Origin of the sequence: Rhodococcus sp. NPDC006774, from assembly GCF_040636045.1 — a bacterium.
In the GTDB taxonomy this organism is placed as follows: Bacteria; Actinomycetota; Actinomycetes; order Mycobacteriales; family Mycobacteriaceae; genus Rhodococcoides.
Genome location: NZ_JBEYIW010000001.1, coordinates 191,803 through 218,097, shown reverse-complemented (window position 1 = coordinate 218,097; position 26,295 = coordinate 191,803). Strand labels below are relative to the sequence as shown.

At 66.8% G+C, this 26,295-nt stretch carries 31 protein-coding genes; 27 read left to right on the top strand and 4 right to left on the bottom strand.

Translation table 11 applies throughout. From position 1 onward, the window contains the following. The first annotated feature begins 159 nt into the window (after positions 1-159). The 17 genes from ABZ677_RS01100 (at position 160) to ABZ677_RS01020 (ending at position 12,694) form a co-directional block, all read left to right on the top strand. Entirely contained in the window at positions 160-441 is a 282-nt protein-coding gene (locus ABZ677_RS01100; protein ID WP_037186951.1) for a glutaredoxin family protein, read from the top strand. Positions 442-597: 156 nt separating this feature from the next. Next, entirely contained in the window at positions 598-1,458 is an 861-nt protein-coding gene (locus ABZ677_RS01095) for a redox-sensing transcriptional repressor Rex (RefSeq protein WP_094632700.1), read from the top strand. Beyond that, positions 1,455-2,867, top strand: coding sequence for a glutamyl-tRNA reductase (locus ABZ677_RS01090; RefSeq protein WP_094632701.1), 1,413 nt, complete (start codon positions 1,455-1,457; stop codon positions 2,865-2,867). The genes ABZ677_RS01095 and ABZ677_RS01090 overlap by 4 nt, the downstream gene beginning before the upstream one ends. Before the next feature lie 5 nt (positions 2,868-2,872). Then, positions 2,873-3,841, top strand: coding sequence for a hydroxymethylbilane synthase (hemC, locus tag ABZ677_RS01085; protein WP_094632778.1), 969 nt, complete (start codon positions 2,873-2,875; stop codon positions 3,839-3,841). Continuing rightward, positions 3,834-4,004 carry a hypothetical protein gene (locus ABZ677_RS01080; protein ID WP_155289207.1) on the top strand — a complete coding sequence of 57 codons (171 nt, stop codon included), beginning with the start codon at positions 3,834-3,836 and terminating at the stop codon, positions 4,002-4,004. Before hemC ends, ABZ677_RS01080 begins: the two co-directional genes overlap by 8 nt. Then, the gene (locus ABZ677_RS01075) at positions 4,001-5,563 is read left to right on the top strand and encodes a bifunctional uroporphyrinogen-III C-methyltransferase/uroporphyrinogen-III synthase (protein WP_037186964.1); all 1,563 of its coding nucleotides are present in this window, start codon (positions 4,001-4,003) and stop codon (positions 5,561-5,563) included. The genes ABZ677_RS01080 and ABZ677_RS01075 overlap by 4 nt, the downstream gene beginning before the upstream one ends. A 49-nt stretch (positions 5,564-5,612) precedes the next feature. Further along, positions 5,613-6,587, top strand: coding sequence for a porphobilinogen synthase (gene hemB / locus ABZ677_RS01070; protein WP_358366272.1), 975 nt, complete (start codon positions 5,613-5,615; stop codon positions 6,585-6,587). Next, positions 6,584-7,210, top strand: coding sequence for a hypothetical protein (locus ABZ677_RS01065; protein ID WP_094741133.1), 627 nt, complete (start codon positions 6,584-6,586; stop codon positions 7,208-7,210). The genes hemB and ABZ677_RS01065 overlap by 4 nt, the downstream gene beginning before the upstream one ends. Positions 7,211-7,290: 80 nt before the next feature. Further along, positions 7,291-7,464, top strand: a complete 174-nt coding sequence (locus ABZ677_RS01060; protein ID WP_155292870.1) for a hypothetical protein — start codon at positions 7,291-7,293, stop codon at positions 7,462-7,464. 73 nt (positions 7,465-7,537) lie between these two features. Then, positions 7,538-7,978: a hypothetical protein gene (locus ABZ677_RS01055; RefSeq protein WP_358366271.1), complete on the top strand. Its 441-nt coding sequence runs from the start codon at positions 7,538-7,540 to the stop codon at positions 7,976-7,978. Between the two features lie 13 nt (positions 7,979-7,991). Next, a complete protein-coding gene (locus ABZ677_RS01050; RefSeq protein ID WP_037188665.1) occupies positions 7,992-8,480 on the top strand; it encodes a hypothetical protein in 489 nt (162 codons plus the stop codon). Continuing rightward, positions 8,477-8,710, top strand: a complete 234-nt coding sequence (locus ABZ677_RS01045) for a hypothetical protein (RefSeq protein WP_358366270.1) — start codon at positions 8,477-8,479, stop codon at positions 8,708-8,710. Before ABZ677_RS01050 ends, ABZ677_RS01045 begins: the two co-directional genes overlap by 4 nt. Positions 8,711-8,745: 35 nt before the next feature. Beyond that, on the top strand, positions 8,746-9,027 hold the full coding sequence (locus ABZ677_RS01040) for a metal-sensitive transcriptional regulator (protein ID WP_037188667.1): 282 nt from the start codon (positions 8,746-8,748) through the stop codon (positions 9,025-9,027). Between the two features lie 21 nt (positions 9,028-9,048). Beyond that, positions 9,049-9,252, top strand: a complete 204-nt coding sequence (locus ABZ677_RS01035) for a heavy-metal-associated domain-containing protein (protein WP_037186980.1) — start codon at positions 9,049-9,051, stop codon at positions 9,250-9,252. 88 nt (positions 9,253-9,340) lie between these two features. After that, positions 9,341-10,558 (top strand): PQQ-dependent sugar dehydrogenase, encoded by a 1,218-nt coding sequence (locus ABZ677_RS01030; RefSeq protein ID WP_358366269.1) that lies wholly within the window; start codon positions 9,341-9,343, stop codon positions 10,556-10,558. 163 nt (positions 10,559-10,721) lie between these two features. Continuing rightward, a complete protein-coding gene (locus ABZ677_RS01025; protein WP_358366268.1) occupies positions 10,722-11,897 on the top strand; it encodes a PQQ-dependent sugar dehydrogenase in 1,176 nt (391 codons plus the stop codon). Continuing rightward, the gene (locus ABZ677_RS01020) at positions 11,897-12,694 is read left to right on the top strand and encodes a cyclase family protein (RefSeq protein WP_358366267.1); all 798 of its coding nucleotides are present in this window, start codon (positions 11,897-11,899) and stop codon (positions 12,692-12,694) included. Before ABZ677_RS01025 ends, ABZ677_RS01020 begins: the two co-directional genes overlap by 1 nt. 13 nt (positions 12,695-12,707) lie before the next feature. Here ABZ677_RS01020 and ABZ677_RS01015 read toward each other — a convergent pair whose 3' ends face one another. From ABZ677_RS01015 to ABZ677_RS01005, 3 genes are read right to left on the bottom strand one after another with little or no spacing between them, the layout of a single operon-like run. Next, the gene (locus ABZ677_RS01015; protein WP_358366266.1) at positions 12,708-14,675 is read right to left on the bottom strand and encodes an acyl-CoA dehydrogenase; all 1,968 of its coding nucleotides are present in this window, start codon (positions 14,673-14,675) and stop codon (positions 12,708-12,710) included. 43 nt (positions 14,676-14,718) lie between these two features. Beyond that, positions 14,719-14,925, bottom strand: coding sequence for a hypothetical protein (locus ABZ677_RS01010; RefSeq protein WP_037186995.1), 207 nt, complete (start codon positions 14,923-14,925; stop codon positions 14,719-14,721). Between the two features lie 46 nt (positions 14,926-14,971). Then, on the bottom strand, positions 14,972-16,315 hold the full coding sequence (locus tag ABZ677_RS01005; RefSeq protein WP_358366265.1) for a serine hydrolase: 1,344 nt from the start codon (positions 16,313-16,315) through the stop codon (positions 14,972-14,974). Between the two features lie 72 nt (positions 16,316-16,387). Here ABZ677_RS01005 and ABZ677_RS01000 point away from each other — a divergent pair, with 72 nt between their 5' ends. From ABZ677_RS01000 to ABZ677_RS00985, 4 genes are read left to right on the top strand one after another with little or no spacing between them, the layout of a single operon-like run. Continuing rightward, complete coding sequence (locus tag ABZ677_RS01000; protein WP_358366508.1) at positions 16,388-17,674, top strand: adenosylmethionine--8-amino-7-oxononanoate transaminase; 1,287 nt, start codon at positions 16,388-16,390, stop codon at positions 17,672-17,674. A 24-nt stretch (positions 17,675-17,698) separates the two neighbouring features. Further along, positions 17,699-18,832 (top strand): 8-amino-7-oxononanoate synthase, encoded by a 1,134-nt coding sequence (locus ABZ677_RS00995; protein WP_358366264.1) that lies wholly within the window; start codon positions 17,699-17,701, stop codon positions 18,830-18,832. After that, entirely contained in the window at positions 18,829-19,518 is a 690-nt protein-coding gene (gene bioD / locus ABZ677_RS00990) for a dethiobiotin synthase (protein ID WP_358366263.1), read from the top strand. The genes ABZ677_RS00995 and bioD overlap by 4 nt, the downstream gene beginning before the upstream one ends. Positions 19,519-19,572: 54 nt before the next feature. Further along, the gene (locus ABZ677_RS00985; protein ID WP_358366262.1) at positions 19,573-20,124 is read left to right on the top strand and encodes a hypothetical protein; all 552 of its coding nucleotides are present in this window, start codon (positions 19,573-19,575) and stop codon (positions 20,122-20,124) included. On the opposite strand, the gene ABZ677_RS00980 is transcribed toward ABZ677_RS00985, so the two are convergent. Beyond that, positions 20,121-20,654, bottom strand: a complete 534-nt coding sequence (locus ABZ677_RS00980) for a pyridoxamine 5'-phosphate oxidase family protein (RefSeq protein WP_358366261.1) — start codon at positions 20,652-20,654, stop codon at positions 20,121-20,123. The two genes, ABZ677_RS00985 and ABZ677_RS00980, sit on opposite strands and share 4 nt — an antisense overlap. Positions 20,655-20,730: 76 nt before the next feature. Between ABZ677_RS00980 and ABZ677_RS00975 the strand changes: the two genes are divergently transcribed. From ABZ677_RS00975 to ABZ677_RS00950, 6 genes are all read left to right on the top strand, one after another. Continuing rightward, on the top strand, positions 20,731-21,165 hold the full coding sequence (locus tag ABZ677_RS00975; RefSeq protein ID WP_358366260.1) for a DUF1707 domain-containing protein: 435 nt from the start codon (positions 20,731-20,733) through the stop codon (positions 21,163-21,165). A gap of 68 nt (positions 21,166-21,233) precedes the next feature. Next, positions 21,234-22,553, top strand: a complete 1,320-nt coding sequence (hemL, locus tag ABZ677_RS00970) for a glutamate-1-semialdehyde 2,1-aminomutase (RefSeq protein ID WP_094632713.1) — start codon at positions 21,234-21,236, stop codon at positions 22,551-22,553. A gap of 53 nt (positions 22,554-22,606) precedes the next feature. Beyond that, positions 22,607-23,269, top strand: coding sequence for a histidine phosphatase family protein (locus ABZ677_RS00965; protein ID WP_094632714.1), 663 nt, complete (start codon positions 22,607-22,609; stop codon positions 23,267-23,269). Beyond that, positions 23,262-23,858, top strand: a complete 597-nt coding sequence (locus ABZ677_RS00960) for a TlpA disulfide reductase family protein (protein WP_358366259.1) — start codon at positions 23,262-23,264, stop codon at positions 23,856-23,858. Before ABZ677_RS00965 ends, ABZ677_RS00960 begins: the two co-directional genes overlap by 8 nt. Before the next feature lie 8 nt (positions 23,859-23,866). Further along, the gene (locus tag ABZ677_RS00955; RefSeq protein ID WP_037188672.1) at positions 23,867-24,676 is read left to right on the top strand and encodes a cytochrome c biogenesis CcdA family protein; all 810 of its coding nucleotides are present in this window, start codon (positions 23,867-23,869) and stop codon (positions 24,674-24,676) included. Further along, entirely contained in the window at positions 24,673-26,292 is a 1,620-nt protein-coding gene (locus ABZ677_RS00950; RefSeq protein ID WP_037187015.1) for a cytochrome c biogenesis protein ResB, read from the top strand. Before ABZ677_RS00955 ends, ABZ677_RS00950 begins: the two co-directional genes overlap by 4 nt. Positions 26,293-26,295 lie beyond the last annotated feature (3 nt).

Genomic DNA, 26,295 nt, shown 5'->3' with positions numbered 1-26,295 from the left:
GTTCCCCCGTCGCTCACTTCCGTCCTCCTCCCAGTCGAGTCGCTCGCCGCAAGCCTAGTCGGGGTCGCCCGGACGCAGGCGAAGGGCAGCACTCGACGCCCTCGTCCGGACCCTGGACTGTGACCTTCGTCTCCGTTGCCGTCGTGTCACAGTGGACGGATGCAGACGACACCCACCGGCGTGGCTCTTCTCACCCGCGCAGGCTGCCATTCCTGCACTCACGCGTTCGAGGTGTTGAGCGAGGTGTGCCGTGAATTCGACGTGGCAGTCACCGTCGTCGACGTCGACGAGGCGGCAGCGGAATCGCCTGACCTGCGCGCGGAGTACGGGGATCGAGTGCCCGTGGTGCTGCTCGACGGCATCGAACACAGTTACTGGGAGGTAGACGTGCCGCGGTTGCGGGCCGATCTCGCCCGTGCAGGGCACCCTAAGAACGTGTGATTGCTCTCGCGTGTGCAGGTGAGGGCCGGTGTGCGCAACTTTGTTCATTCGTTCACAAGCAGTTACCGTGGTGTGAACAGCGTCCGTGAAATAGACACGAACGCAGGATCAGCGTGAAGACCGGCATCGACGCCGTTCGGACGAGGAGCCCCAGACGTGACCGAAGAGCGCCCGTCGCCCAGCGGCGTAGAGCGGGTCATTCCTCAGGCTACGGTCACCCGTCTGGCGACGTACCTGCGGGTCCTCTCGATCCTCGCAGACGAGGGCGTTCTCATCGTCTCCAGTGAAGAACTGGCCACCGCGGCAGGCGTCGGATCGGCGAAACTGCGCAAGGATCTTTCTTTTCTCGGCCCCAACGGCGTTCGCGGAGTCGGCTACGACGTGGCCCGCCTGCGCGCCAAGATCGACAGCGCACTCGGACTCGATCGCGGCCACCGCGTCGTGCTGGCCGGAGTCGGCAACCTCGGGCAGGCGCTGGCCGGCTACGGCGGATTCGCACGACGCGGCTTCACGATGGTCGGGCTCTTCGACAGCGACTCCGCGCGGGTGGGCACCGACATCGACGGCCTCACCGTCCGGCACGTCGACGAACTCGCGGTCGCCTGCCGCGAGCTCGAAGCCACCATCGGCGTCATCGCCACCCCCGACGAGGCCGTGCACAGCGTCGCCGAGAAGCTCGTCTCGGGCGGCGTCGAGTGCATTCTGAGCTTCTCGCCGATGGTTCTCGACGTCCCCGAACACGTCGAGGTGCGCCGCGTGGACCTGGCGGTGGAGATGCAGGTGCTCTCCTTCAACAGCTCTCGCAACGTCTCCGTGCCTGCCGATATCGCCGCTCCGGCCATCGTCACCGCGCCCCGACCGCAGCCGGTCTCGCCGCCGCCTCTCACGTCGTCACCGCTCGCATCGTCACCGCTCACGTCCACGGCACGCCTCGGCCGCAGTCACGGCCCGCGTATCGCCGGCAATCCAAGCCCAGTCAACAGTTCGACAAGAAACGGATCGGTGATTGCACCGTGAGTGTCCTTCTCGTCGGGATTTCGCACCGTAGCGCTCCCGTCGCAGTCCTCGAGCGTGTCGCCATCACGGACACCGACCGCCCGAAGCTGACCGACAAGCTGATGGCCAGCGGAAGCATTTCCGAGGTCATGGTGGTGTCCACCTGCAACCGCGTGGAGATCTACGCCGTCGTCGACGCCTTCCACGGCGCGCTGACCGCCGTCGGCGAAGTTCTCGGTGAGCACTCCGGGCTCGAGATCGCGGACCTGACCAAGCACGCCTACGTCCGCTACAGCGAGGCTGCCGTCGAGCATCTCTTCGCCGTGGCCAGTGGCCTCGACTCGATGGTCATCGGCGAGCAGCAGATCCTCGGCCAGATCCGATCGGCCTACGCCGCCTCCGACGGGCAGCAGGCATCGGGCCGAGTGATGCACGAACTGGCTCAGCAGGCCCTGCGCGTGGGCAAGCGGGTACACAGCGAAACCGGAATCGATGCCGCCGGAGCCTCGGTGGTCTCGGTCGCCCTCGACCGCGCCGCCGATCTGTTCGACGGTTCCCTCGCCGGCCGCAAGGCCGTCGTCCTCGGAGCCGGAGCCATGGGCGGCCTCGCCGTCGCCCACCTCGGTCGCGCAGGCATCGGCGAGTTGACCGTCGTCAACCGCACTCGCGAGCGTGCCGACCACCTGGCCGAGAACGCCGTCTCCAACGGCATCGCGGCAACCTCGGTCGCCCTCGAGAGCCTGGCCGACGCAGTCGCCGAGGCCGACGTCCTCGTCACCTGTACCGGAGCGGTGGGGGCCGTCGTCTCCATCGCCGACGCTCACCTCGCGCTCGCCCGCCGCGGCTCGGATCGACCGTTGGTCATCTGCGACCTCGGTCTGCCGCGCGACGTCGACGCCGCGGTGTCGGGTCTGCCGGGCATCACCGTCTTCGACATGGAGTCCCTGCAGCGCGATCCCGCTGCCGGTGCCGCGGCGAACGACGCGTCGGCCGCCCGCGAGATCGTCTCCAGTGAACTTTCGGGTTACCTTGCCGGACAACGACTTGCCGAGGTCACCCCCACCGTCACGGCATTGCGCCAGCGCGCTGCCGAGGTGGTCGAGGGTGAGCTGCTGCGGCTCGAATCGCGGCTGCCCGGTCTCGACTCGCCGCAGCGCGACGAGGTGGCGCGCACCGTGCGCCGCGTCGTGGACAAGCTGCTGCATTCGCCCACCGTGCGGGTCAAGCAGCTCGCCAGCACGCCGGGCGGGGATTCCTACGCCGCTGCGCTGCGCGAGTTGTTCGAGCTGAGCCCCGGATCGGTCGACGCCGTTGCCACGCCGATGGAGATCGGCTCGCTGGAACTGGTGGACGATTTCACCGCAAGTCGCACCGACCTACGCTCGGACTCGTTCCCCGGCGGCACCACCGGTCAGGAGCGTGCCGAATGACCGGCATCGTCAAGATCGGTACTCGCGGAAGCCTTCTCGCGACCACCCAGGCCGACACCGTTCGGGTGGCCCTCGCGGCAGCCGGAGTCGAAGCGGAACTGGTGATCGTCAAGACTGCAGGCGACCTGTCTGCTGCTCCCGTGCAGACGATCGGCGTCGGTGTCTTCACCGCGGCGCTGCGTGAGGCCCTGGCCGACGGCACCGTCGACATCGCCGTGCACTCGTACAAGGATCTGCCGACTGCGGCCGACGACCGGTTCGTCATCGCCGCCATCCCGGCTCGCGAGGATCCTCGTGACGCCCTGGTCGCCCGTGACGGTCTGGTACTCGGTGAGTTGCCCGCCGACGCGAAGGTCGGCACGTCTGCTCCGCGCCGTATCGCTCAATTGCGGGCTCTCGGACAGGGATTGGACGTTCGGCCGTTGCGCGGCAACCTCGACACGCGGATCGGAAAGGTGGCGTCGGGTGAGCTCGACGCCGTCATCGTCGCCCGCGCCGGACTGTCCCGCATCGGCCGACTCGACGTCGTCACCGAAGCACTCGACCCGGTTCAGTTGCTCCCGGCTCCCGCCCAGGGAGCGCTGGCAGTCGAATGTCGCGTCGAGGACACCGATCTCGTGACCGCGATCGCCACCCTCGACGACGCACACTCACGCGCCGCGGTGGCAGCCGAACGCGGACTGCTCGCCGAACTCGAAGCCGGCTGCACCGCACCGGTCGGCGCGATCGCAGAGGTCGTCGAATCCATCGACGAGGACGGCCGCATCTTCGACGAACTGTCCCTGAGGGGCTGCGTCGCCGCCATCGACGGCAGCGACACCATCCGCGCATCGATCGTCGGATCACCCGACCGAGCCGAGGAGCTGGGCCGAGAATTGGCCCGCGAACTGCTCGATCTCGGTGCGCGCGAACTCGTTTCGGTCACCGAACCAGCGCAGGCCGGTTCTCGGGTACAGGGTGGATCTCATGTCTAGGGCCATAACGGCACCCGTCCGCGGACGCGCCAAACGCACGGCGACCCGTCCCGTCGTACGACGTGAGTCGATCGCCACCGCTCGACTGATTCCGAAACGGGGCACCGCAACCCCGATAGAACTGCAGTACCCACACAAGACAGCACTGGAGAACAACCGATGAGCCCAGTCCGCAAGAACACCAACGGACGGATCCTGTTCGTGGGATCCGGGCCGGGTGACCCGGCTCTGCTCACGGTCCGGGCACGGGAAGTGCTCGGAGCGGCCGAGCTCGCATTCACCGATCCCGACGTCGACAAGGGTGTCACCGCCCTGGTCGGTGCCGACGTTCCGCGTGACCCGGAGACGGGCGAGAACGGTGTCGAGGTTCGTCCGGCACTCGGCGAACCCGCCGAGGTCGCCAAAACTCTTCTGGCCGAAGCCAAGAACGGCCACGACGTGGTTCGCCTGGTCTCCGGTGATCCGCTCACGACCGACTCGGTGATCGCCGAGGTCAGCGCCGTCGCTCGCACGCACGTGCCGTTCGAGGTGCTCCCCGGTCTGCCCGCAGGATCGGCCGTCCCCAGCTACGCCGGAATGGCACTCGGCTCGGGTCACACCGAGGCCGACGTCCGCGGCGAGGTCGACTGGGCAGCGCTCGCTGCTGCTCCGGGCCCGCTGGTGCTGCACGCGACATCGGGTCACCTGGCCGAAACCGCCAGTGCCCTCGTCGAACACGGCCTGGCACCGCAGACGCCCGCGGCCATCACCGTCCGCGGCACCACCCGCCAGCAGCGCACCGTCGAGGCCACCCTCGCCACCCTCAACGACGCCGGATCCGAGCTCGTCGGATCGCTCGTCGTCACCGTGGGCAAGGTCGTCTCGGGCCGAAACAAGATGTCCTGGTGGGAATCTCGCGCACTGTACGGCTGGACCGTGTTGGTGCCCCGCACCAAGGATCAGGCCGGGGAGATGAGCGATCGCCTCGTCACCCACGGAGCGATCCCCATCGAGGTCCCGACCATCGCCGTCGAGCCCCCGCGTAGTCCGGCCCAGATGGAACGCTCCGTCAAGGGCCTGGTCGACGGCCGCTACCAGTGGGTCGTCTTCACCTCCACCAACGCCGTGCGCGCCGTGTGGGAGAAGTTCGAGGAGTTCGGCCTGGACGCTCGCGCGTTCTCGGGCGTCAAGATCGCCTGTGTCGGCGAAGCGACCGCGGCGAAGGTGCGCTCGTTCGGCATCAACCCCGAACTGGTGCCCTCGGGTGAGCAGAGCTCGCTCGGACTGCTCGAGGACTTCCCGCCGTACGACGAGGTCTTCGACCCGGTCAACCGAGTGCTGCTGCCCCGTGCAGACATCGCCACCGAAACTCTCGCCGAGGGCCTGCGTGAGCGGGGCTGGGAGATCGACGACGTCACCGCCTACCGCACCGTCCGGGCGGCACCGCCCCCCGCCGAGACCCGCGAGATGATCAAGACCGGCGGCTTCGACGCAGTGTGCTTCACGTCGAGCTCCACCGTCCGGAACCTGGTCGGCATCGCCGGAAAGCCGCACGCTCGCACACTGGTGGCGTGCATCGGCCCCAAGACCGCCGAGACGGCCGTCGAATTCGGTCTGCGCGTGGACGTGCAGCCCGAGTCGGCACAGGTCGGACCGCTGGTCGAGGCTCTCGCCGAGCACGCGGCTCGCCTGCGGGCCGAGGGTGCACTGCCCCCGCCGCGAAAGAAGTCGCGCCGCCGGTAACTCGGCCGCGGATCTGACGATCGGCACACCCGGTCCGTAAGGAGTTCGCTTGTTCCCCACCGACCGTCCCCGACGCCTGCGCCGCACCCCGGCACTGCGTCGACTCGTGGCCGAGACCTCGCTCGAGGCACGGCATCTGGTGCTGCCGATGTTCGTGGCCGACGGCATCACCGAGCCTCGGGCGATCGGCTCGATGCCCGGGGTGTACCAGCACACGCTGGATTCGCTGAGCGCTGCGGCCGAGGAGGCCGTCGCGGCCGGCGTCGGCGGCGTGATGCTGTTCGGAGTACCGAGGACCGAGGACAAGGACGAGACCGGCTCGGGCGCAACCGACCCGGACGGAATTCTCAATCGGGGTCTGGCGCGGCTGAAGGCCGACCTCGGAGATTCGACCGTCATCATGGCCGACACCTGCTTGGACGAGTTCACCTCCCACGGGCACTGCGGAGTCCTGGGGGAGAACGGTTCCATCGACAACGACGCCACCCTGCTGCGCTACGTCGACATGGCCGTCGCGCAGGCGGAGTCCGGTGCGCACCTGCTCGGACCCAGCGGAATGATGGACGGGCAGGTCGGTGCCATCCGCGCCGGACTCGACGCTGCCGGCCACGTCGAGGTCGGTCAGCTGGCGTACTCGGCGAAGTACGCCTCGGCGTTCTACGGACCGTTCCGCGAAGCAGTGGGGTCCTCGTTGCAGGGCGATCGCCGGACGTATCAACAGGATGCGGCCAACCGCCGCGAGGCCACCCACGAGGTGGAGCTCGATCTCGCCGAGGGCGCCGACATGGTGATGGTCAAGCCGGCGATGTCGTATCTCGATATTCTTCGCGACGTCGCCGAGATGTCACCGGTTCCGGTTGCGGCGTACCAGATCTCCGGGGAATATGCCATGATCACCGCCGCCGCGCAGAACGGGTGGATCGACCGCGACGCAGCGGTACTGGAATCGCTCGTCGGCATTCGGCGCGCCGGTGCCGACGTCGTACTGACCTATTGGGCTACCGAAGTGGCGGGCTGGTTGTGAACGAATATCCTCCGAACAACAACCCCGACAGCAACACACCGGGCAACCCGCCGCCGCAGCCGGATTGGCAGCGCTGGGAAATGGAACACGGGTTTCCGCAGACCGGACCGGAGCTCGAGCCGACCCCGCGTCCGGCCCCCGTCGACGTCGAGACCGCACGCCACCTGTGGTGGGGAGTGGCGTTGATCGGCGCGATCTCGGCGCTGTTCTCGGTGTGGACGCTGTTCGGGGCGCGCGAGGAATTCGCACAGTCACTGCTCGACGATCTCGCAGCGCAGGACGCGGCCGCCGACATGACGGTGGAGTCCACGCAGTCGATGGTGACGGTGATGCTCGTCGTCACGGTGTTCGTCGTGCTCGGTTTCGGGGCGTTGTTCCTGTTCTGGGTCAAGCGAATGCGTGCGGGCAAGATGTGGGCGCGCATGGTGCTCACCATCATCGGATCGTTCACCGTGTTCACCACGATCCTCGAGCTGTTCTCCATTGCGTCGAGCTCGGGTGCGATGAACGTCGTGATGAGTGTGCTCGGCATCGGCCAGGGTGTGCTGGCAGCCGGGGCGATCTACCTGATGCATCGTCGGGAATCCAACGAATACTTCGTCGCCGCTTCGGGAAAACGATAATTTCGGGCGTGTTCTCGGTGTCGGTACCGACTGTGTGACTAGCATCACTGTCGATATCTTCTCGAGTGATCGGACCCGACATGGCAGAGAACACCCCTGCAGCAGCGAGCATCACGCAGCCGACCGCAGCACCGGCTGTCGATCGCGAGCCCTGTCCCGCCGAGAGCGGTCGCCCCGGCTGGGCACTGCTCGGACTGTTGCTCGCCGTATCGGCCGCCATCGCGATCATGGCTCTGGGAATCTCTGCAGGCTGAGCGCGTCGCGTCGGCGGGACAGAATCTCTGCCGGCCGAACGCACCTCTCGCCCACGGTGGCAGGATGTCTGGCGTGAGCGCAGACACCGACGCACCGATCGCCCGTCCCCGAGTGGTTTCCGCCGCCTACTGGCTGTGGTTGGCCTCGGCGGTGCTGCTGATCGTCGTGTGCATGATCGCCCTGACGCTCCCCGCCGACCAGATTCGCGCGTCGTTCACCACCGGCGGTGCGACGGACGAACAGATCGATTCCTTCCTGACGGTGTTTCGTGGACTCGGCGTGATCTTCGGAGTGGTCGGCCTGGCCGTCGGTCTGATGTCGGGCCCGGTTCGCGGTGGAGATCGCAGGTTCCGACGCGCCCTCGTGGCCCTGTCCGGAGCCGTCGCGCTGCTGCTGACGTTCTCCGCGTTGGTGTTTCCGTTCGTGCTGCTGGTGATCACCGTCGCGCTGGTCGTCGCAGCCGTTCTCGTCTATCGGCCGTCGGCGCGGGAGTGGTTCGTCCGTGAGCCGTGAGATGAACAGTGACATGAACAGCGAGACTCCCATCGACGATCCCGTGCTCTTCCACGAGCCCGGGGGTCGGTGGCGCATGTTGGCGTGGGGGCCGGTGTTCTGCCTCGTGGTCCTCGCGGTCGAACTCGCATCCGGCCCGGTGATCCACTGGTTCGCCCTCGCACTGTTCTCGCTGATCCTCGTCGGTCTCACATACGTCCAGCTGCGTGCCGCGCGGATGCACGTGAGCGTCGAACTCACCACGCGTCGGCTCAGGCAGGGAACCGAGACCGTCGATCTGGACGAGATAGACGACATCCTGCCGCCTGCGGAGTACGCCGACGGTGACTACGAGCCGAAGAAGTGGGAGACCGCGCGGGTACTCGGGGAGCTGTCGGGTGTACCGCGCAAGCGTCACGGCATCGGGCTGCGTCTGGTGGGCGGCGGACTGGTGCAGGCGTGGGCGAAGGACGACGACGGGTTGCGTGCGGCCCTCGAAACGGCGAAGCGGGAGTACCTGTGAGGAAGTCCCTCGGGTGGGCGGAGCTGGCATGTGCTCTGCTCGCGGTGATCGGAGCTGTGGCGTGCTGGAACGCGGGCGTGCGCACCACCGAGTTTCCCGCGGTTCCCGATGTGTCCCCGGCGTATTCAGGGACGTTCTACTCGGGCTCCTGGATCGCGCTGGCCGCTCTGGCCGTCATCGTGGCCGGACTGCTGATGGTCGACGGCGTTCGTCGACTCGCGTCGAAGTAGCGCACCCCCTACCGGGTAGGGGTATGCTGGGCGTTATGAGCAGCTACAGCGCCGAGCAGGACGACCTGCTGAAGCGATTGCGTCGTATCGAGGGCCAAGTGGCCGGGATTTCGAGAATGGTCGCAGACGACCGCTATTGCATCGACGTCCTGACCCAGGTGTCCGCAGCGACCAAGGCTCTGCAATCGGTCTCGTTGAAGCTCCTCGACGCCCACCTCGCCGGATGCGTCGTCGAGGCCGCGAGGCAGGGCGGACCCGAGGCGGACGCGAAAGTGAAAGAGGCGTCCGAGGCCATCGCGCGCCTGGTTCGTTCCTGACGGAAGAGGGGAAGATTTCGGATGCAGACGACATATTCGGTCGAGGGCATGACGTGCGGGCATTGCGCGGCGTCGGTGAAAGAAGAAGTATCGGAGATCTCGGGAGTCACCGGCGTCGACGTCGATGTGGATTCCGGTGCGGTCGTGGTGAGCAGCGACTCGAAGCTCGATACCGCGACGGTGGACGCTGCGGTCGTCGAAGCCGGGTACCGACTGGTGTCCTGAGCACGACTGCGCTCTGTCGGTGGTTCGGAAGTCGCGAAAACGGTGATACCGGAAGAATGGGACTTACCGAACATCGTCAGGAGCGCTCGTGAAGAAACCGGTCACCGGCGCAGCGGTCATCGCCATCGGCGTCGCCCTGGTAGCGGCCTGTTCGACGGACACCACCGGACAGGGAGGTAGTGCAGAGTCGACCGAGTCGCCCGCGGCCTCGTCGTCGCCGGGCTCTTCTTCCGAAGCTGCTCCCTCCCCGGGCGCGCCCGACGGGCCGCTGCCGAACCTGTCGGTCACCACCGTGCTCGATGGCCTCGACAAACCCTGGGACGTGGTGGTTGCTCCCGATGGCACGGTGCTGACCGGAGAGCGCTCCGGCCGGTTCGTCATCCGCGACTCCGCAGGAGTCCAGCGTGAACTGAGCGCGGACCTCGGCGATCTCTACGCCGCCGGTGAGACCGGGCTCATGGGTATCGCACTGGCTACCGATTTCGAGTCCTCTCGAACCGTGTTCACCTGCCAGGGGCGCCAAGGCAGCGGCGAGAACAGCATTGCCGTCGTGTCGTGGACCGTCGATCCGGGGTGGACGGCCCTGACGAGGACCGGCACTCTCGTCGACGACATTCCCGTCGCCGACGGCGGGCGTCACGGTGGCTGCCGCATCCTGGCTCATCCCGACGGCACGCTGTACATCGGCACCGGGGACACTGCGAGCCCCGGTGTTCCTCAGGATCGAAACTCACTGGGCGGCAAGGTGTTACACGTCAACGCCGACGGCACCGCCGCAGCCGACGCACCGGATCGCATCTTCACTCTCGGTCATCGCAATGTGCAGGGACTGGCGATCCGTCCCGGAACCGATCAGATCTTCGAGGTGGAGCAGGGGACGAGCCGAGACGACGAGCTGAACCTGCTGGTGCCGGGCGGCAACTACGGTTATCGCCCCGATCGACGCCCGTCGGTCTACGACGAATCGGTCCCCATGACCGACCCCGATCGGGTTCCCGGTGCCCTGCCTGCAGTGTGGAGTTCGGGTGATCCGACCATCGCCACCCCCGACGTCACGTTCACCGACGGTGAGCAGTGGGGCTCCTGGAACGGTGCCGCGGTGATCTCGAGCCAGCAGGGCGAGAAGCTCGTCTTCCTGGCATTGTCGGTAGATGGAACCGAGTACGTCGCCGAGGCGGAGGCACTGGACGGCACCTACGGCAGGCTGCGCTCGCTGACCCCCTTCGGAAGCGACGGCGGCTTCCTGCTCACCACCGACAACGGATCCGACGATCAGGTACTGCTCGTCACGCCCGAGGTCGGCTGACCCGAGGTTGCCGTCACTGTGGGTGAGCTGGGATCACGGTGGACTCGTTCTGCAGCCCGGCACCGAATTGCATCGTGAGTCGGCAAGCATCCTCTGGAGTGTGTTTAAGATCATGTGATATCGGTCATATCGGACCGGTCGTCGATCGTCGTCAGGAGTGTGGATGAACAAGCTGGTGTCCAGTTCCGGAGTTATCGCCGCCAGCGTCTTCCTGACGCTCGCCGGTACCACTACCGCGACGGCGCAGGCCGATCCTCTCCCCGATCTGACGGTCACCACAGTGCTCGACGGACTCGCGAAGCCGTGGGATGCGGTGGTCGCGCCCGACGGAACGGTGCTGACGGGCGAGCGTTCCGGGCGGTTCGTGATCCGTGACGTCGACGGTGCCACCCGCGAGCTCGCCGCCGACCTCGATGACCTCTACGCGTCCGGTGAAACGGGCCTCATGGGCATCGCGCTCGCGACGGATTTCGCCGCATCCAGAACCATCTACACCTGCCAGGGCGTGCAGGGCTCCGGAGGCGGCACCGGTAGCGCGGGAACCGGCAGTGCCGGCGGTGGCAGCGACAACCACATCGCCGTCCTGTCGTGGACCGTCGACCCGGAGTGGACCGCTCTCACGCGCACCGGCACCCTCGTCGACGACATTCCTGTCGCCGACGGCGGGCGTCACGGTGGCTGCCGCATCCTGGCTCATCCCGACGGCACCCTGTACGTCGGGACCGGAGACACGGCGTCGCCGACGGTTCCGCAGGATCGGAACTCGTTGGGCGGCAAGGTTCTGCACATCGATGCCGACGGTTCGGCGGCCACGGGATCACCGGATCGCATCTTTACTCTGGGACATCGAAACGTGCAGGGCTTGGCGATTCGTCCCGGCACCGATCAGATCTACGAGGTGGAGCAGGGGACGAGCCGAGACGACGAGCTGAACCTGCTGGTGCCCGGCGGCAACTACGGATACCGCCCCGATCGACTTCCGTTCATCTACGACGAGTCGGTGCCGATGACCGATCCCACTCGTGTGCCCGGTGCGCTCGCAGCAGTATGGAGCTCGGGCAGTCCCGCCATCGCCACGCCCGGTCTGACCTTCGCGAACGGCGCGGGATGGGGCTCCTGGAACGGAGCCGCGGTGATATCGAGTCAGCAGGACGAGAAGCTCGTGTTTCTCAAGCTCTCCGAGGACGGGACGGAGTACGTCGACGAGGCCGACGCCCTGGTGGGTTCCTACGGTCGACTGCGCTCGCTCACCAGCTTCGGCGACGACGGGGCTTTCCTGCTGACCACCGACAACGGATCGAACGACAAGGTTCTGCTCGTCACCCCCGCTGCCGACTGATGTGCGGCCCCGAGGTCGTCGAGACCGTTCACCGCAGAATCGGCCGTAGGGCGCTGTTCGGGTCGTTGGGGGCCGCCGCGTTGACCGTTGCGACGGCCGGAGCCGTGCGCGCCGAACCGGTTGTCGCGTCGGCCATTCCGGCGGGCCGACTGATCGACCTGACACACACCCTGAGCCCGACGTTTCCGGTGTGGCCGGGCAACGAACCGTTCTCGATGCGGCCGGTCGCCGCCTACGAGTTGGGCGGCTTCCTGGTGAACAAGCTCTCGTATTGGGAGCACACGGGCACGCACATCGATGCCCCGGCGCACCGTGTCCGTGGCGGCGTGACGGCCGATGTCCTGCCGCTGGAGGATCTGATCGCCCCGCTGGTCGTGGTGGACATCTCGGCCAGGGCCGCGTCGGATCCGGACGCCGTGGTGACGATCGAGGACATCGCGCAATGGGAGCGTGAGCACGGCCGGATTCCGGACCGCGCGTTGGTGGTGATGCACAGTCGCTGGCAGAACAGGCTCGCCGAGCCTGCTGCTCCAGGCTTCGGCGGCGAGGCGGCGCAGATGTTGGTGCACGAGCGCAACATCGTCGGAATCGGGGTCGACACGCTCAGCCTCGACCGGATGAACGACCGCGAATACCCCGCTCACACAGCGGTTCTCGGGGCAGGCCGCTACGGAGTCGAAGCGCTCGCGAATTTGGAGGCGGTGCCCCCGGCAGGGGCGACGGTCGTCGTCGGCGCACCGAAGCACGCGGGCGCGACCGGCGGTCCCTGCCGGGTCTTCGCGATAGTTCCCGGCTGAACCCGGCTACGCGTCAGTGCGCGTGGCTGGGGTTCGAGGCCGGCTCTTCCTCGCTTCCCGCACCGGGCTCGCCGAGCATCGCGGCACCGACCAATGCGTCGGGAATTCCGAAGCCGTCGACGAGCAGTTCGGCGTGCGGACGCAGGGTGCGGCACCGTTCGTTGATGGCGCGCGTGACGGCCTTGGATCGCTCGGTGGACAGGTAGCGGTGCTCGATGAACCAGGCCTTGTCCGCCTCGATCACCGACAGCGCGTACAGGTCGCAGACCTCGTCGAGCAGATCCTTGGTGGCGGCATCCTCACACGATTCGATACCGGCGATGAACGCCTCGAAGATGATGCGGTCGATGTGCGCGCTCGCGGCATGAAGCACGTGATCCTGCACCGCGTTGAACGCCTCGAACGGGCTGGTCTCCTTGGACTTGGACTGCAGCCGGCGTGCGACGGTGGAGAGCAGGTACTCCTCGCGATCCTCGAACATCTTGACCTGGGTGCCGCGGTTGAACAGCGACCCCTCCTCCTCGTTGTCCTGGCGCCGATCGAGGATTGTCTGCATGATCGCTTGGGCCGCAGTGCGTTTGACGACGCGGTCGCCCACCATGTCGGCGGCGAACTTGACCCATTCGACCGGGCTCATGGACTTGACGTCGTCCGCGTACGCGGTGAGCAGCTCCTTGGCGACCAGCTGCGTGAGCACGTGATTGTCGCCCTCGAACGTGGTGAACACATCGGTGTCGGCCTTGAGGGAGATCAATCGGTTCTCGGCGAGATAGCCTGCGCCGCCGCATGCTTCGCGGGCTTCCTGGATCGCGGCGGTCGCATGCCAGGTGTTCGCGGCCTTGAGGCCTGCCGCTCTGGACTCGAGCTCCCGCTGCTCCTCGGCGTCGGGGTTGTCCGCGGTCTGCAGCTCGTGCATCTTCGACACGAGCTCGTTCTGTGCGAACTGCAGGGCGTAGGACTTGGCGATGAGCGGGAACAGTCGACGCTGATGAACCAGGTAGTCCATGATCAGGACCTCCTGATCGGAATCGGGTGCGGCGAACTGCCTGCGCTGCAACGCATATCGCGTCGCGATGTCGAGGGCGACGCGGGCGGCAGCGGCGGCACTGCCGCCGACCGTGACGCGGCCGCGGATCAACGTGCCGAGCATCGTGAAGAACCGTCGAGACTTGTTCTCGATGGGAGAGGAGTACGTACCGTCGGCGGACACGTCGGCGTACTTGTTGAGCAAGTTGTCGCGCGGGATGCGGACGTGATCGAACATGAGGCGGCCGTTGTCGACGCCGGGTAGACCACCCTTGTACTGGCAGTCCGAGGTGGTGACACCGGGCAGATCGTCACCGTTCTCGTCGCGGAGCGGAACGAAGAAGCAGTGCACGCCGTGACCCTCGGGCTCCTCGCCCGGGCCTGCGGTGATGAGCTGTGCGAACACGGCGGCGACGGTCGCGGTTTCGGCGGCGCCGCCGATGTAGTCCTTGCGCGAGGACGGCGTCGGGGAGTTGATGACGAACTCGTCCGTCTCCGGGTCGTACGTGGCCGTGGTCTCGAGCGACTGCACGTCGCTGCCGTGTCCGGTCTCGGTCATGGCGAAGCAGCCGAGCAGATCGAGGCTGATGATCTTGGGGACGTAGGCCTCGTGATGGCGTTCGGTGCCGAGGTTCTCGATGGCACCACCGAACAGTCCCCACTGGACGCCGGCCTTGACCATCAGCGACAGGTCGCTCATCGCGAGCATCTCGATCATCGTCACCGCTGCGCCGACGTCGCCGGTGCCGCCGTGTTCCTTCTTGAAGCCGTTGTCGGCTGCACCGGCAGCGGCGAGCAACTTGAGCTGCTCCATTGCCTTCGTGCGGGCGATGACGGTGTTCGGCGTGTAGTGCGGACGGAACTCGTCGCGTGCAAGTTGCTGACGCGCCTGGTTCTTCACATCTCGCCAGCGGCCGTCCAGAGTGTTCCGAAGGTGATCCGTTGTGGTTGCCATACTCGACGGTAACCTTTTGCCGCCGCGCGTGAGGGCCGGAAAGTCAGACCGGCCAGACGAATTCTCTGAACACCGCTCTGCAGTTGCGCCAGAAGCCCGTTTTCGCGTACGGACCGTCGTGGAACAGCGACGCACAGTTGTCCTCCAGCGCCCTGTTCACCAGGGGGCTGAAGTCGGTGAATTCGCTGACCAGGAACTCCTTGAAGCCCGACGGCCAGGCGTGCTGGGCTGGTTCGTGTTGTGCCTCCACGACCGCGAGTGTAATGCAGCAGTAACATCGATGTTACAAATCACACCTACTTCAGGAGCGCGAACGCCTCCTGAGCAACGAGGAACGCATAGCTGGACGGGATCAGATCGATCGCTCCGTCGGCCTGGAATTGTTCGGTGACGATCCAGTCCTGACCGGACGCATCGGTGGCCAGGAACGCGCCCGCCAGATCGCCGGGCGCGCTGCCGCCCTTGAACCCCGAATACGGCCACAGCGCCGCGTCGAGCTGGATGCCCGGGGTGATCGCCAGGATGCGACGGTTCTCCTCGGCCGCATCACTCGTCGCCAGGTAACCCATCGCGGCACAGACGTCCTGCGCGTTGGCGAACCACTCGACCCCGTCGGCCGACGCCGGGTTGTCGAGGAAGTTCTCGAAGTCGATCTCGAGCGGCCTCGCGTCCGCCTGCTCGAGCAGTTCGGCCCGGGAGTCGGGGTCTGCGCCCGACCACTCGGCCCGCATGTTCGGATCGCCGAATCCGATGACGAAGAACTGCCGAGTGTCCATCATCGGTGTCATCACCGACGGATCGTGATGCCCCATGACTCCGAGTTGACGTTCGACCCGCTCGCGGCCGAGGCGATCCATCAGCAGATCCGTGGCGGTGTTGTCGGACAACGAGATCATCTTCTCGGCCGCGTCGCGGACCGACACCTTCGTGCCGTCGGGCAGATTCTGCAGTTCGCCGGACGGCGCGCTCTTGGTCTCGTCACGAATGGTGAGCTGTTCGTCCCACCGGACGGTGTCTGCCTCGATCTCGTCGGTGAGTGCGCCGAGGACGTACAGCTTGAACACCGACCCGAGTGGAAGCACCGAGTCCGCGTTAATGGAGTAGATCGACTCGCAGTCACCGCCGTTGAGCCGTGACGCGCTGTAGGAGTAGTTCGGAGCCACCTTCGACAGTGCCGCGTCCAGATCGTCGAACGACGAGACCGTGGGAGTGTCCGGCCGGGCCAGGAAGCCGTCGAGCTTGCCGTCGGCATCGATCGACGTCGTGATCGTGGCCGGGATGCCCGCGGTGGTGAAGTGCAGAATGCCGGAGTTCGGACCGGCCTCGAAGCTCGTCGCCACGTTCGGCGCGCCGCCGCGCAACTGTTCGAGTGGGGTGGCGAGCCCGCCCAGCGGTGCGACGGCCTCGGCCAGCTCGGGGCCGGTGACTGCCTCGACCTCGGCAGGGTCGGGTGCGTTCTCGGCGTTGATCCACCGCAGGATGCGTTCGTTGAGTGCGCCCACGGGAGTGGAGGTGTCGACGGCGAAGTCCGGAGCGGTCGTGGTGGGTACGGGCGCTGCGGACGTGCCCCCGCAGGCGGTCAGCGTCAGAGTTGCGGCCACGACCACCCCTACGAGTCTCGTCACGGTGCGCGTCGTCATGCTGCGATGCTAGTGGATTCGGACATTTCGCCACCCGTCCAGTCTCGGTACGGCCGGTCGGGTGCTGTGGCAGTGTGCTCTGGCGTGCTGACTTCCGAAGACGTCCGTCGAATCGACTCCGATCATCTCTGGCACCCCTACAGTCGGTTTCCGGCGGGTGCGACGCCGCTGGTGGTCGACAGTGCGTCGGGAGTGCGGCTGACGTTGGCCGACGGCAGGCAACTCATCGACGGGATGAGCTCGTGGTGGGCGGCGGTGCACGGCTACCGGCATCCGGTGCTCGACGCCGCCGCGCACGATCAGCTGGGCCGGATGAGCCACGTCATGTTCGGCGGACTGACACACGCTCCGGCGGCCCGGTTGGCCGAGTTGTTGGTCGACATCACCCCCGCGGGGCTCGACAAGGTGTTCCTCGCCGATTCCGGATCGGTCTCGGTGGAGGTCGCGGTGAAGATGGCGTTGCAGTACTGGCGCGGACGCGGCGAGAACGGTCGCACTCGTCTGCTGACCTGGCGCGGCGGGTACCACGGAGACACGTTCGCTCCGATGAGCGTGTGCGATCCGGACGGCGGGATGCACACGCTGTGGACCGATGTGCTCGCGAAGCAGGTGTTCGCTGCGGCTCCGCCCACGGAGTTCGACGCCGGCTACGTCGCCGAATTCGAGCGGGTACTCCGCGAGCACGCGAGCGAACTGGCGGCGATCATCGTCGAGCCGATCGTCCAGGGGGCGGGCGGGATGCGGTTCCACGACGAGCGCTATCTCGCGGAACTGCGCCGCCTGGCCGACGAGTACGGCGTGCTGCTGATCTTCGACGAGATTGCAACCGGGTTCGGTCGGACCGGAGAGTTGTTCGCCGCCGACCACGCCGGAGTCGCGCCCGACATCATGTGCGTAGGCAAGGCGTTGACGGGCGGATATCTGACCTTGGCGGCGACGCTGTGCACCACCGAGGTGGCCGAGACGGTCTCGGGCGGTGAGGCCGGGGGCCTGATGCACGGGCCGACGTTCATGGGTAATCCGCTGGCGTGCGCGATCGCGGTGGCGTCGGTGGAATTGCTGCTCTCGCGCGACTGGCGCACCGAGGTCGCAGCTCTGGCATCGGGGCTGGCCGACGGCCTCGCACCGGCCCGGTCTCTGCCGGGAGTTGCCGACGTTCGCGTTCTCGGCGGCATCGGCGTGGTCGAGATGCGCAGCCCGGTGGACATGGCACGGGCCACGGCAGCCGCCGTCGACGCAGGGGTGTGGCTGCGGCCGTTCGGCCGTCTGGTGTACGCGATGCCGCCGTTCATCTGCACCGGCGCGGAGGTCTCTGCCATCGCCGATGCACTGGTGGCGGTGGCGCGCGACGGTACTTGAACAGCGTTCAAGTATGGTGCTGCCATGACCGCTCTGGATTGGCTCGACGCCACCGCGCACGCCCGACGCGAAGCCGGCCTCGAGCGCATCGTGATCCCCCGCACGGCCGAGGACACGATCCTCGATCTGGCGTCGAACGATTACCTCGGCCTGTCCAGGCATCCGGCCGTCATCGACGGAGCCTGCGCCGCTGCGCGCCGATGGGGCGCCGGATCCACCGGATCGCGGCTGGTCACCGGTACCACGACGGCACACGAGCGCCTCGAGGACGATCTCGCCGAGTTCGTCGAAGCCGAGGCCGGACTGGTGTTCTCCTCCGGCTACACCGCCAACCTCGGGATCGTGACGGCACTGGCGGGCCGAGACGCGCTGGTGATCTCCGACGCTGCGTCGCACGCCTCGCTCATCGACGCCTGTCGCCTGTCTCGGGCGCGAGTGGCCGTCGCTCGGCACTGCGACACCGACCATGTGGACGAGCTGTTGCGCGAGCGTCCCGAACAGCGGGCCCTCGTGGTGACCGACTCGGTCTTCAGCGCCGACGGCGATCTCGCGCCACTGGCCGAGCTGTACGCGGTGTGTCGGAGACGGAACGCGGTGCTCGTCGTCGACGAGGCACACGGATTGGGCGTACGCGGGGACGGTGGACGGGGAGCCGTCCACGAAGCAGGCCTCGCCGGGGCACCCGACCTGGTGATCACCGCAACGTTGTCCAAGGCCCTCGGGTCGCAGGGTGGAGTGGTTCTCGGGCCGGCCGCGGTTCGCACTCAGGTGCTGCACGGTGCGCGCACGTTCGTGTTCGACACCGGTCTCGCCCCTGCATCCGTCGGCGCGGCATCGGCCGCGCTGACAGTGCTGCGAGGCGAACCCGATCGCGTGGCCGCAATCGGTGCTCGGGCAACACAACTGGCCACTGCAGCAGGAGTGGAGCCGACCGCATCGGCAGTCGTTCCGGTGGTCCTGGGCGACGCGCAGCGTGCGGTGCGCGCGGCGGGGGACTGCCTCGAGCTCGGCGTCCGCGTCGGATGCTTCCGGCCACCGTCGGTTCCCCCGAACGCATCTCGGCTGCGATTGACAGCGCGCGCCGATCTCACCGACTCCGATGTCGACCGTGCAGCGTCGGTCCTCGCGGCGGTGTTGAATGCGGCGGTTCTTCGGTGACGGTTCTGCTCGTGACCGGAACGTCGACCGGCGTCGGCAAGACCGTGATCACCGCAGCACTCGCGGCGGCAGCACGGGCAGGCGGACGGACCGTCGCGGTGTGCAAGCCGGCGCAGACCGGCGTCGGGGGTGACTACTCCGATGAGGCCGATATCGATGTGGTGCAACGCCTTTCGGGCGTTCGAGGAGTGGAGCTGGCGCGGTACCCCGAGCCGCTGGCTCCGGATGTCGCGGCCCGTCGATCGGGTCGGCCGATGCTCGAACTCGACGCTGTGGTCGACACTGTGCGCGCGCTCGACGCGGCCCACGACCTCGTGCTGGTCGAAGGCGCGGGCGGAGTGGCGGTGCGCCTGGGTGCCGAAGGGTTCACCGTGCTCGACATCGCCGGTGCCGTCGGCGCATCGATGCTGGTCGTGGCAGGGGCGGAGCTGGGAACGCTCAATCACAGCGCGCTGACCGTCGCAGCTGTGCGTGCAGCGGGCGTGACGTGTGCCGGCCTGGTCATCGGGTCGTGGCCGACCGAACCGAGTTTGGCGGCGCGGGTCAACCTGGAGGAGTTGCCACTCGTGACGGGCGTCGAGTTGATCGCATCGGTGCCCGGCGGTGCAGGTGCGTTGGACGAGAAGGAATTCGGTGCGCTCGCCCGCACGATCTTCGGCGAGTTTACTGATTCGTTACTCGGGTAACCGACGAGGAACGTCTGCCGCTTCGGCATTCGAAACAGATCGGGAGTTCCAATTATGAGTACCGCAGTGTGGATCATCGTTGCAGTAGTCGTCGTAGTGTTGATTGTTGCCGTCGCCTTGATCGTGGCGCGCAAAGGCAAGGAACGAAAGAGGCTGGAAGCGAACGACATTCGCGAGAAGGCAGCCGATCAAGCGGCCATCGTAGAGGAGCGTGAGCTGCTGGCTCGCGAAAGTGAGGCCAAGGCGCGTCGGGCGCAGGCCGAGGCCGACGTCAAAGCCGCCGAGGCGGAGAAACTTGCGCAGCAGGCACAGTCTCATCAGGGTGTTGCCGCGTCGTCCCGCGACGAGGTCGACTCGCAGTTCGAGCGCGCGAATCGGATCGACCCGGACGTCAAGAACGGCCGGAACATGACAAACGATCGCAACGTGCGAGATGACCGGCACGTCGCAGATGACCGGGACATCGTGGGCGACCGCAATGCAACAGATGGCCGGGACATCGTCGGCGACCGCAATGTGACGGACGACCGCCACGTCACAGGCCACCGGAACGTCGTGGGCGATCCGGACGTGCCCCCGACAGCACCCCGGCACGAGCGGAACTAGTCGGTCGAATTGTGCGGTAGCTCGAGCTCGACGACCGCGTGTTCGCCGATATTCGGCCGCTCGTTGGTGATCTTGGCCTTGGCGTAGGCCATCAGGTTGGAGACCTTCGATCCGGGGGTCGACCAGTACTCCGCACCTTCGGCAGCCACGTGTATCAGTGCCACCTCACGAGAATCGGGGTTCTTCTCGAACCACGTGGCCGCCCGGGTGTTCCACAGTTCCTCGGCCTTCGTCCGGTTCTCGACGACGGCCGCGGTGCCGGACAGGGACACCCAGCCTTCGCCGGACTGGAACGAGACGTTGACCGTCGGATTCGCCGCGATGTCGGCCACCTTGCGAGAGTCGTGTGCGGCGAAGAACCACAGGTCGCCGTCGAACTCGGCTTCCTGCAGCGCCATCGGACGAGAGATGAGGTGGCCGTCTCGGCCGACGGTGGTGAACATGCAGAGTCCGGCTTCGGACATCAGTTCGGCGACTGTGGTGACGCCATCCGCGGAGCTGTCGGTGTTCGTTCTATTGGTGTTCGTCATCGAAACCAACTACCCGGTGTGTAGCTCACTCAACCGTTAAAGTGATAAAACGGACACGAGTACCGGAAGGCTGCGCATGGGAAAGAACCTCGACAAGAACAATCGGTTGGACCTGCGCGTGAGCAACGACGAACGTGAAGCCGTCGTGACCACACTCGGCCTGGCGATGAGCGAGGGCCGCCTGACGTTGGTCGAGTACGAACACAGGCTCGACGCGGTGTGGGCGTCGACGACTCGCGGTGACTTGGCCGAAGTCGTGAGCGACTTGCCGACCGCCGAGGAGTCGACTGCAACGGATGTCGCTCGTACTACGAGCGAGTGGCGAGAGTATCTGGACGAGTGGCGCTGGTGGTTCGGTGGTGCCGTCGTCATGAACGGAATCTGGGCTGTTCAGTGGATCTCCGACGGCGAGCCGACCTCCTATTGGCCTCTGTGGCCCCTCGGTATCTGGGGCATCATCCTGGTCGCGATGGTGTTCATGCCCGAGGACAAGAAAACCGACGACGACTGACGTCACTGTCGAGCGCATTATTACGCCCTGTAGTTGGTGATTTCGCCGAACCTGGGACACTGGAAGACGTGACTGTTTCCCCCGGCGACGACGCCCCCGTATCGGCCCAGCTGTTCGCCCGCGCAAGTGCTGTGATCCCCGGCGGCGTCAACTCGCCGGTACGCGCATTCGCGTCGGTCGGCGGAACACCTCGCTTCATCACGCAGGCCAGCGGATACACCATGACCGACGCCGACGGAAAGTCGTACGTCGACCTCATCTCGTCCTGGGGTCCGATGATCCATGGGCACGCCCATCCGGCCATCGTCGAGGCCGTCCAGAAAGCAGCGGCAACGGGTCTGTCGTTCGGTGCACCCACCGAGCGAGAAATCGAGCTCGCCGAGGAAATCGTGCGCCGCGTCGGCCCCGTCGACCAGGTTCGTCTTGTGAATTCGGGCACAGAGGCCACCATGAGCGCAGTGCGCCTGGCCCGCGGCTTCACCGGCCGCACCAAGATCCTCAAATTCTCCGGCTGCTACCACGGCCACGTCGACGCCCTACTGGCCGACGCAGGCTCGGGACTGGCCACTTTCGGGCTGCCGACCTCGCCCGGCGTCACCGGCGCACAGGCGTCGGACACCATCGTCGTTCCCTACAACGACCTCGCCGCCGTCACCGCAGCCTTCGAGGCCAATCCCGGCCAGATCGCGTGCATCATCACCGAAGCAGCCGCAGGCAACATGGGAGCGATTGCGCCGGTCGCCGGCTTCAACGAGGGGCTGCGTCGCCTCGCGACCGAGCAGGGTGCGCTGCTGATCATGGACGAGGTGATGACCGGATTCCGCGTCAGCGCCGCCGGTTGGTACGGCATCGACGGTGTCGCGGGCGACCTCTACACCTTCGGCAAGGTGATGTCCGGCGGACTGCCTGCCGCCGCATTCGGCGGCCGAGCGGACGTGATGGCCTACCTCGCGCCGGCCGGGCCGGTGTACCAGGCAGGCACGCTCAGCGGTAACCCCGTCGCCGTCGCCGCCGGATTGACGAGTCTGCAACTGGCCGACGCAGCCGTCTACGAGAAGCTGCAGACCAACTCGCAGCGACTCGGAACACTGCTCGGCGACGCCCTCACGGCCGAAGGCGTCACCCATCAGGTGCAGTTCGCGGGCACTATGGTGAGTGTGTTCTTCTCCGATGGGCCCGTCACCGATTACGCGCAGGCCAAGGCCGCGCAGACGTGGCGATACCCGGCGTTCTTCCACGCTTTCCTCTCGCGCGGCGTCTACCCGCCGCCGAGCGCATTCGAGGCCTGGTTCGTCTCCGCCGCCCTCGACGACCGAGCTTTCGAGATCATCGCCGACGCAGCCCCCGCCGCCGCGAAAGCAGCGGCCGCCGCCACGGCTCCGCTGTGACGTCTACACAGAACTGATTTCCCCACCCGACCAACGAGAAACAGGACCCCGACGTGACCGAGGCCCCCGCAGCACATCCGCACTCGACGACGCGCACCATCGTGCACGTCCTCCGACACGGCGAGGTGCACAACCCCAAGGGCATCCTGTACGGGCGGTTACCGGGCTTCAAGCTGTCGGTGACCGGCCAGGCTCAGGCCAAGTCGGTGGCGGACGCGCTCGCCGGCCACGACATCACCCACGTCGTGGCATCGCCGCTCCTGCGCGCGCAGGAGACCGCCGGACCCATCGCCGCGGCTCATGGCCTGACGATCGCCGAGGACGAGAACCTCATCGAGGCAGGCAACGAATTCGAGGGGCTGCGCGTGGCCGTCGGCGACGGAGCGCTGCGCCGACCACGGCACTGGTGGAAGCTACGCGACCCGTTCACCCCGTCCTGGGGCGAGCCGTACCTGCAGATCGCGCACCGCATGCTCGCCGCCGTCAACGCGGCCCGCGTCGAAGCCGTCGGGCACGAGGCCGTCTGCGTCAGCCACCAGCTGCCGGTGTGGACACTGCGCCGATTCCTGCAGGGTGACCGGCTCTGGCACGACCCGCGCAATCGTCAGTGCGGGCTCGCGTCACTGACCTCGTTGGTCTACGAGGGGGACCAGCTCGTCGACCTCGTCTACTCCGAGCCCGCGGGAGCATCCGATCCGAGGATCTCCGGTGCGTAGATTTTTCGTCGCCGTCTGTGCAGCGTCTGCGATCGCTCTTGTCGCGGGCTGCTCGACCGGCACCGACGCAGTGGCGCAGGGTGGCACCTTCCAGTTCGTCTCACCCGGCGGCAAGACCGACATCTTCTACGAGCCCGACGAGCGCGGCACCATCGGCGAACTGTCCGGGCCGGATCTGATGACCGAGGGCAAGACGACCTCGTTGTCCGACTACGACGGTGACGTCGTCGTCCTCAACGTCTGGGGTCAGTGGTGCGGTCCGTGCCGCGGTGAGGCCGACGACCTCGAAGATGTCTACGAGGCCACCAAGTCCCTGGGCGTCGAATTCCTCGGCATCAACGTGCGCGACGAGTCGCAGACCGCCGCGCAGGACTTCGTCGTCAGCAACAACGTGAGCTACTCGTCGATCTACGACCCGCCGATGCGCACCCTGAACGCGCTCGGCGGCGTCCCCACCTCGGTCATCCCGACCACCGTTGTACTCGACCGGCAGCATCGCGTCGCGGCAGTGTTCCTGCGTGAGCTGCTCGCCGAGGACCTGCAACCCGTCGTCGAACGCGTGGCAGCCGAGGAGCCAGTGCAGCCGTGACCGAGACGATGTATCTCGCCGGGATAGGCGCGAGTTTCCAGGAAGCCGCGGCCTCCGGGCCGCTGATCCTGGCCCTCGGTGCCTGCGTCCTGGCCGGGCTCGTCTCCTTCGCATCACCGTGCGTCGTTCCACTGGTGCCGGGTTACCTGTCTTACCTCGCCGGAGTCGTCGGAGCCGACGCCCCGGCCGTCAGCGCCGACGAGGCGGCCGTGAAGACGAAAGTGCGCAGCGGCCGGTTGCGCGTGGCCGGAGCGGCAGGACTGTTCGTACTCGGATTCACCGTCGTGTTCGTCCTCGCCACCGCATCGGTGTTCGGAGCGATCTCCGTCCTCGCGATCAACCGCGAACTGCTCATGCGGATCGGCGGCGTCGTCACCATCGCGATGGGCCTGGTGTTCGTCGGACTGATCCCGGCCCTGCAGCGCGACGTGCGCTTCGAGCCGAAGCAGATCGGCTCGTTGGCCGGAGCGCCTCTGCTCGGCGGCGTATTCGCACTCGGATGGACTCCGTGCCTGGGGCCGACGCTCGCAGGCGTCATCTCACTCGCCGCAGGGACCGACGGCACCACGGCAGCGCGAGGTGTCGTCCTCATCGTGGCTTACTGCCTCGGCCTCGGCTTACCGTTCGTGATCCTCGCGTTCGGTTCGGTCAGCGCGCTGCGAGGCGTCGGCTGGCTACGTACACACGCACGACAGATACAGGTGTTCGGCGGAATCATGTTGATAGCGGTAGGAATTGCACTGGTCACCGGTGCCTGGGATCAGTTCGTCGGCTGGGTGCGCGACGCCTTCGTCTCCGATGTGGTGTTGCCGATATGACCGCCGACACCGAAGAGCGCACCGAAGCGTCACCGCCCCACAAGCAATCGATGCTGGGCAGGGGAGTGGCCCTGGTCCGCAACACCTGGCGTGGCTTGACCAGCATGCGCACCGCGCTGGTGCTGCTGTTCCTGCTGGCCTTCGCCGCGGTACCCGGTGCCCTGGTGCCGCAGCGCAGCCTCAACGCGGGCAAGGTCGACGAATACATCGCCAACCGCCCGACCCTCGGCCCGATCATGGACAAGCTGGAACTGTTCGACGTCTTCGGCAGTTTCTGGTTCACCGCGATCTACGCGCTGTTGTTCATCTCGCTGATCGGCTGCATCCTGCCGCGCTGCATCGAGCACGCGAAGCAGCTGCGCACCAAGCCCGTTCGCGCGCCCCGCAACCTCTCGCGCCTTCCGCACCACACCCGCTACGACGTCGACGGAACGCCGGAGGAGATCGCCGCACAGGTGCGCACTCAGTTGCGCGGCTGGCGCGTCGCCCAGCGAACCGAAGACGGCGGAGCAGTGACGCTGTCGGCGGAGAAGGGCTACGTCCGTGAACTCGGCAACCTCGTCTTCCACCTCTCGCTCGTCGGACTGCTCGCCGCCATCGCCATGGGCAAGCTGCTCGGCTACGAGGGCAACCGCATCGTCATCGCCGACGACGGCCCAGGCTTCTGCACCTCGACCCCGGCGAACTACGACTCGTTCCGCGCAGGCAACCTCGTCGACGGCACCGACCTCGAACCACTGTGCGTGCGCGTCAAGGACTTCACGGCCGACTACCTCGACAACGGCCAGGCCGAGATGTTCACCTCCAACATCGAGTACCAGGCAGGTCAGGACCTGACCGACAACGTCTGGCGCGACGACCAACTTCAGGTCAATCACCCACTGCGTGTGGCAGGGGACCGCGTCTACCTGCAGGGCCACGGCTACGCACCGACCTTCACCGTGACGTTCCCCAACGGCGAAACCCGCACCGACACCATCCAATGGCAGCCGACGGACGCCACGACGTTCCTCTCCAGCGGAGTGCTGCGCGTCGACCCGCCCGGCGGCCTCTACACCGACCCCCTGGACCGCCGGAAGAACCAGATCGCCATCGAAGGGCTGTTCGCGCCGACGGCGTCGTTCCACGGCAGTCTGCTGTCGTCGAGCTTCCCCGCCATGAACGACCCAGCCGTCGCCATCGACATCTACAAGGGTGACACCGGACTCGACACCGGACTGCCGCAGTCCATCTTCTCGCTCGACCAGGAAATGATCGCCCAGGGACGCCTCGTCAAACAGGACCGCGTCAACCTGATGCCGGGAGAATCCGCGACGCTGAGCGACGGCACCGTCGTCACGTTCGACGGAGCGAAGGAATTCGTCAACCTTCAGGTCTCGCACGACCCCGCGCAGACCTGGGTGCTCGTCTTCGCACTCACGATGATGGGCGGACTGCTCGTCTCACTGGTGATCAAGCGTCGCAGAATCTGGGTCCGACTCACGGCCGACGCCCAGGCACGACGTACTGTAGTAGACCTCGGCGGACTTGCACGCACCGATCAGGCGGGGTGGGGCGAAGAGTTCGACCGCCTGTGCACCCGCCTGCTCGGCGACACCTCGAAACAGGAGAACTGACCG

Excerpts from the sequence above, each read along its gene's own strand:
- ABZ677_RS01100 (WP_037186951.1), top strand. The coding sequence starts at position 160 with ATGCAGACGACACCCACCGGCGTGGCTCTTCTCACCCGCGCAGGCTGC.
- ABZ677_RS01080 (WP_155289207.1), top strand. The coding sequence starts at position 3,834 with ATGTCTAGGGCCATAACGGCACCCGTCCGCGGACGCGCCAAACGCACG.
- ABZ677_RS01075 (WP_037186964.1), top strand. The coding sequence starts at position 4,001 with ATGAGCCCAGTCCGCAAGAACACCAACGGACGGATCCTGTTCGTGGGA.
- ABZ677_RS01060 (WP_155292870.1), top strand. The coding sequence starts at position 7,291 with ATGGCAGAGAACACCCCTGCAGCAGCGAGCATCACGCAGCCGACCGCA.
- ABZ677_RS01050 (WP_037188665.1), top strand. The coding sequence starts at position 7,992 with ATGAACAGCGAGACTCCCATCGACGATCCCGTGCTCTTCCACGAGCCC.
- ABZ677_RS01040 (WP_037188667.1), top strand. The coding sequence starts at position 8,746 with ATGAGCAGCTACAGCGCCGAGCAGGACGACCTGCTGAAGCGATTGCGT.
- ABZ677_RS01035 (WP_037186980.1), top strand. The coding sequence starts at position 9,049 with ATGCAGACGACATATTCGGTCGAGGGCATGACGTGCGGGCATTGCGCG.
- ABZ677_RS01025 (WP_358366268.1), top strand. The coding sequence starts at position 10,722 with ATGAACAAGCTGGTGTCCAGTTCCGGAGTTATCGCCGCCAGCGTCTTC.
- ABZ677_RS01020 (WP_358366267.1), top strand. The coding sequence starts at position 11,897 with ATGTGCGGCCCCGAGGTCGTCGAGACCGTTCACCGCAGAATCGGCCGT.
- ABZ677_RS01015 (WP_358366266.1), bottom strand. The coding sequence starts at position 14,675 with ATGGCAACCACAACGGATCACCTTCGGAACACTCTGGACGGCCGCTGG.
- ABZ677_RS01005 (WP_358366265.1), bottom strand. The coding sequence starts at position 16,315 with ATGACGACGCGCACCGTGACGAGACTCGTAGGGGTGGTCGTGGCCGCA.
- ABZ677_RS00995 (WP_358366264.1), top strand. The coding sequence starts at position 17,699 with ATGACCGCTCTGGATTGGCTCGACGCCACCGCGCACGCCCGACGCGAA.
- ABZ677_RS00985 (WP_358366262.1), top strand. The coding sequence starts at position 19,573 with ATGAGTACCGCAGTGTGGATCATCGTTGCAGTAGTCGTCGTAGTGTTG.
- ABZ677_RS00980 (WP_358366261.1), bottom strand. The coding sequence starts at position 20,654 with ATGACGAACACCAATAGAACGAACACCGACAGCTCCGCGGATGGCGTC.
- ABZ677_RS00975 (WP_358366260.1), top strand. The coding sequence starts at position 20,731 with ATGGGAAAGAACCTCGACAAGAACAATCGGTTGGACCTGCGCGTGAGC.
- ABZ677_RS00955 (WP_037188672.1), top strand. The coding sequence starts at position 23,867 with ATGTATCTCGCCGGGATAGGCGCGAGTTTCCAGGAAGCCGCGGCCTCC.
- ABZ677_RS00950 (WP_037187015.1), top strand. The coding sequence starts at position 24,673 with ATGACCGCCGACACCGAAGAGCGCACCGAAGCGTCACCGCCCCACAAG.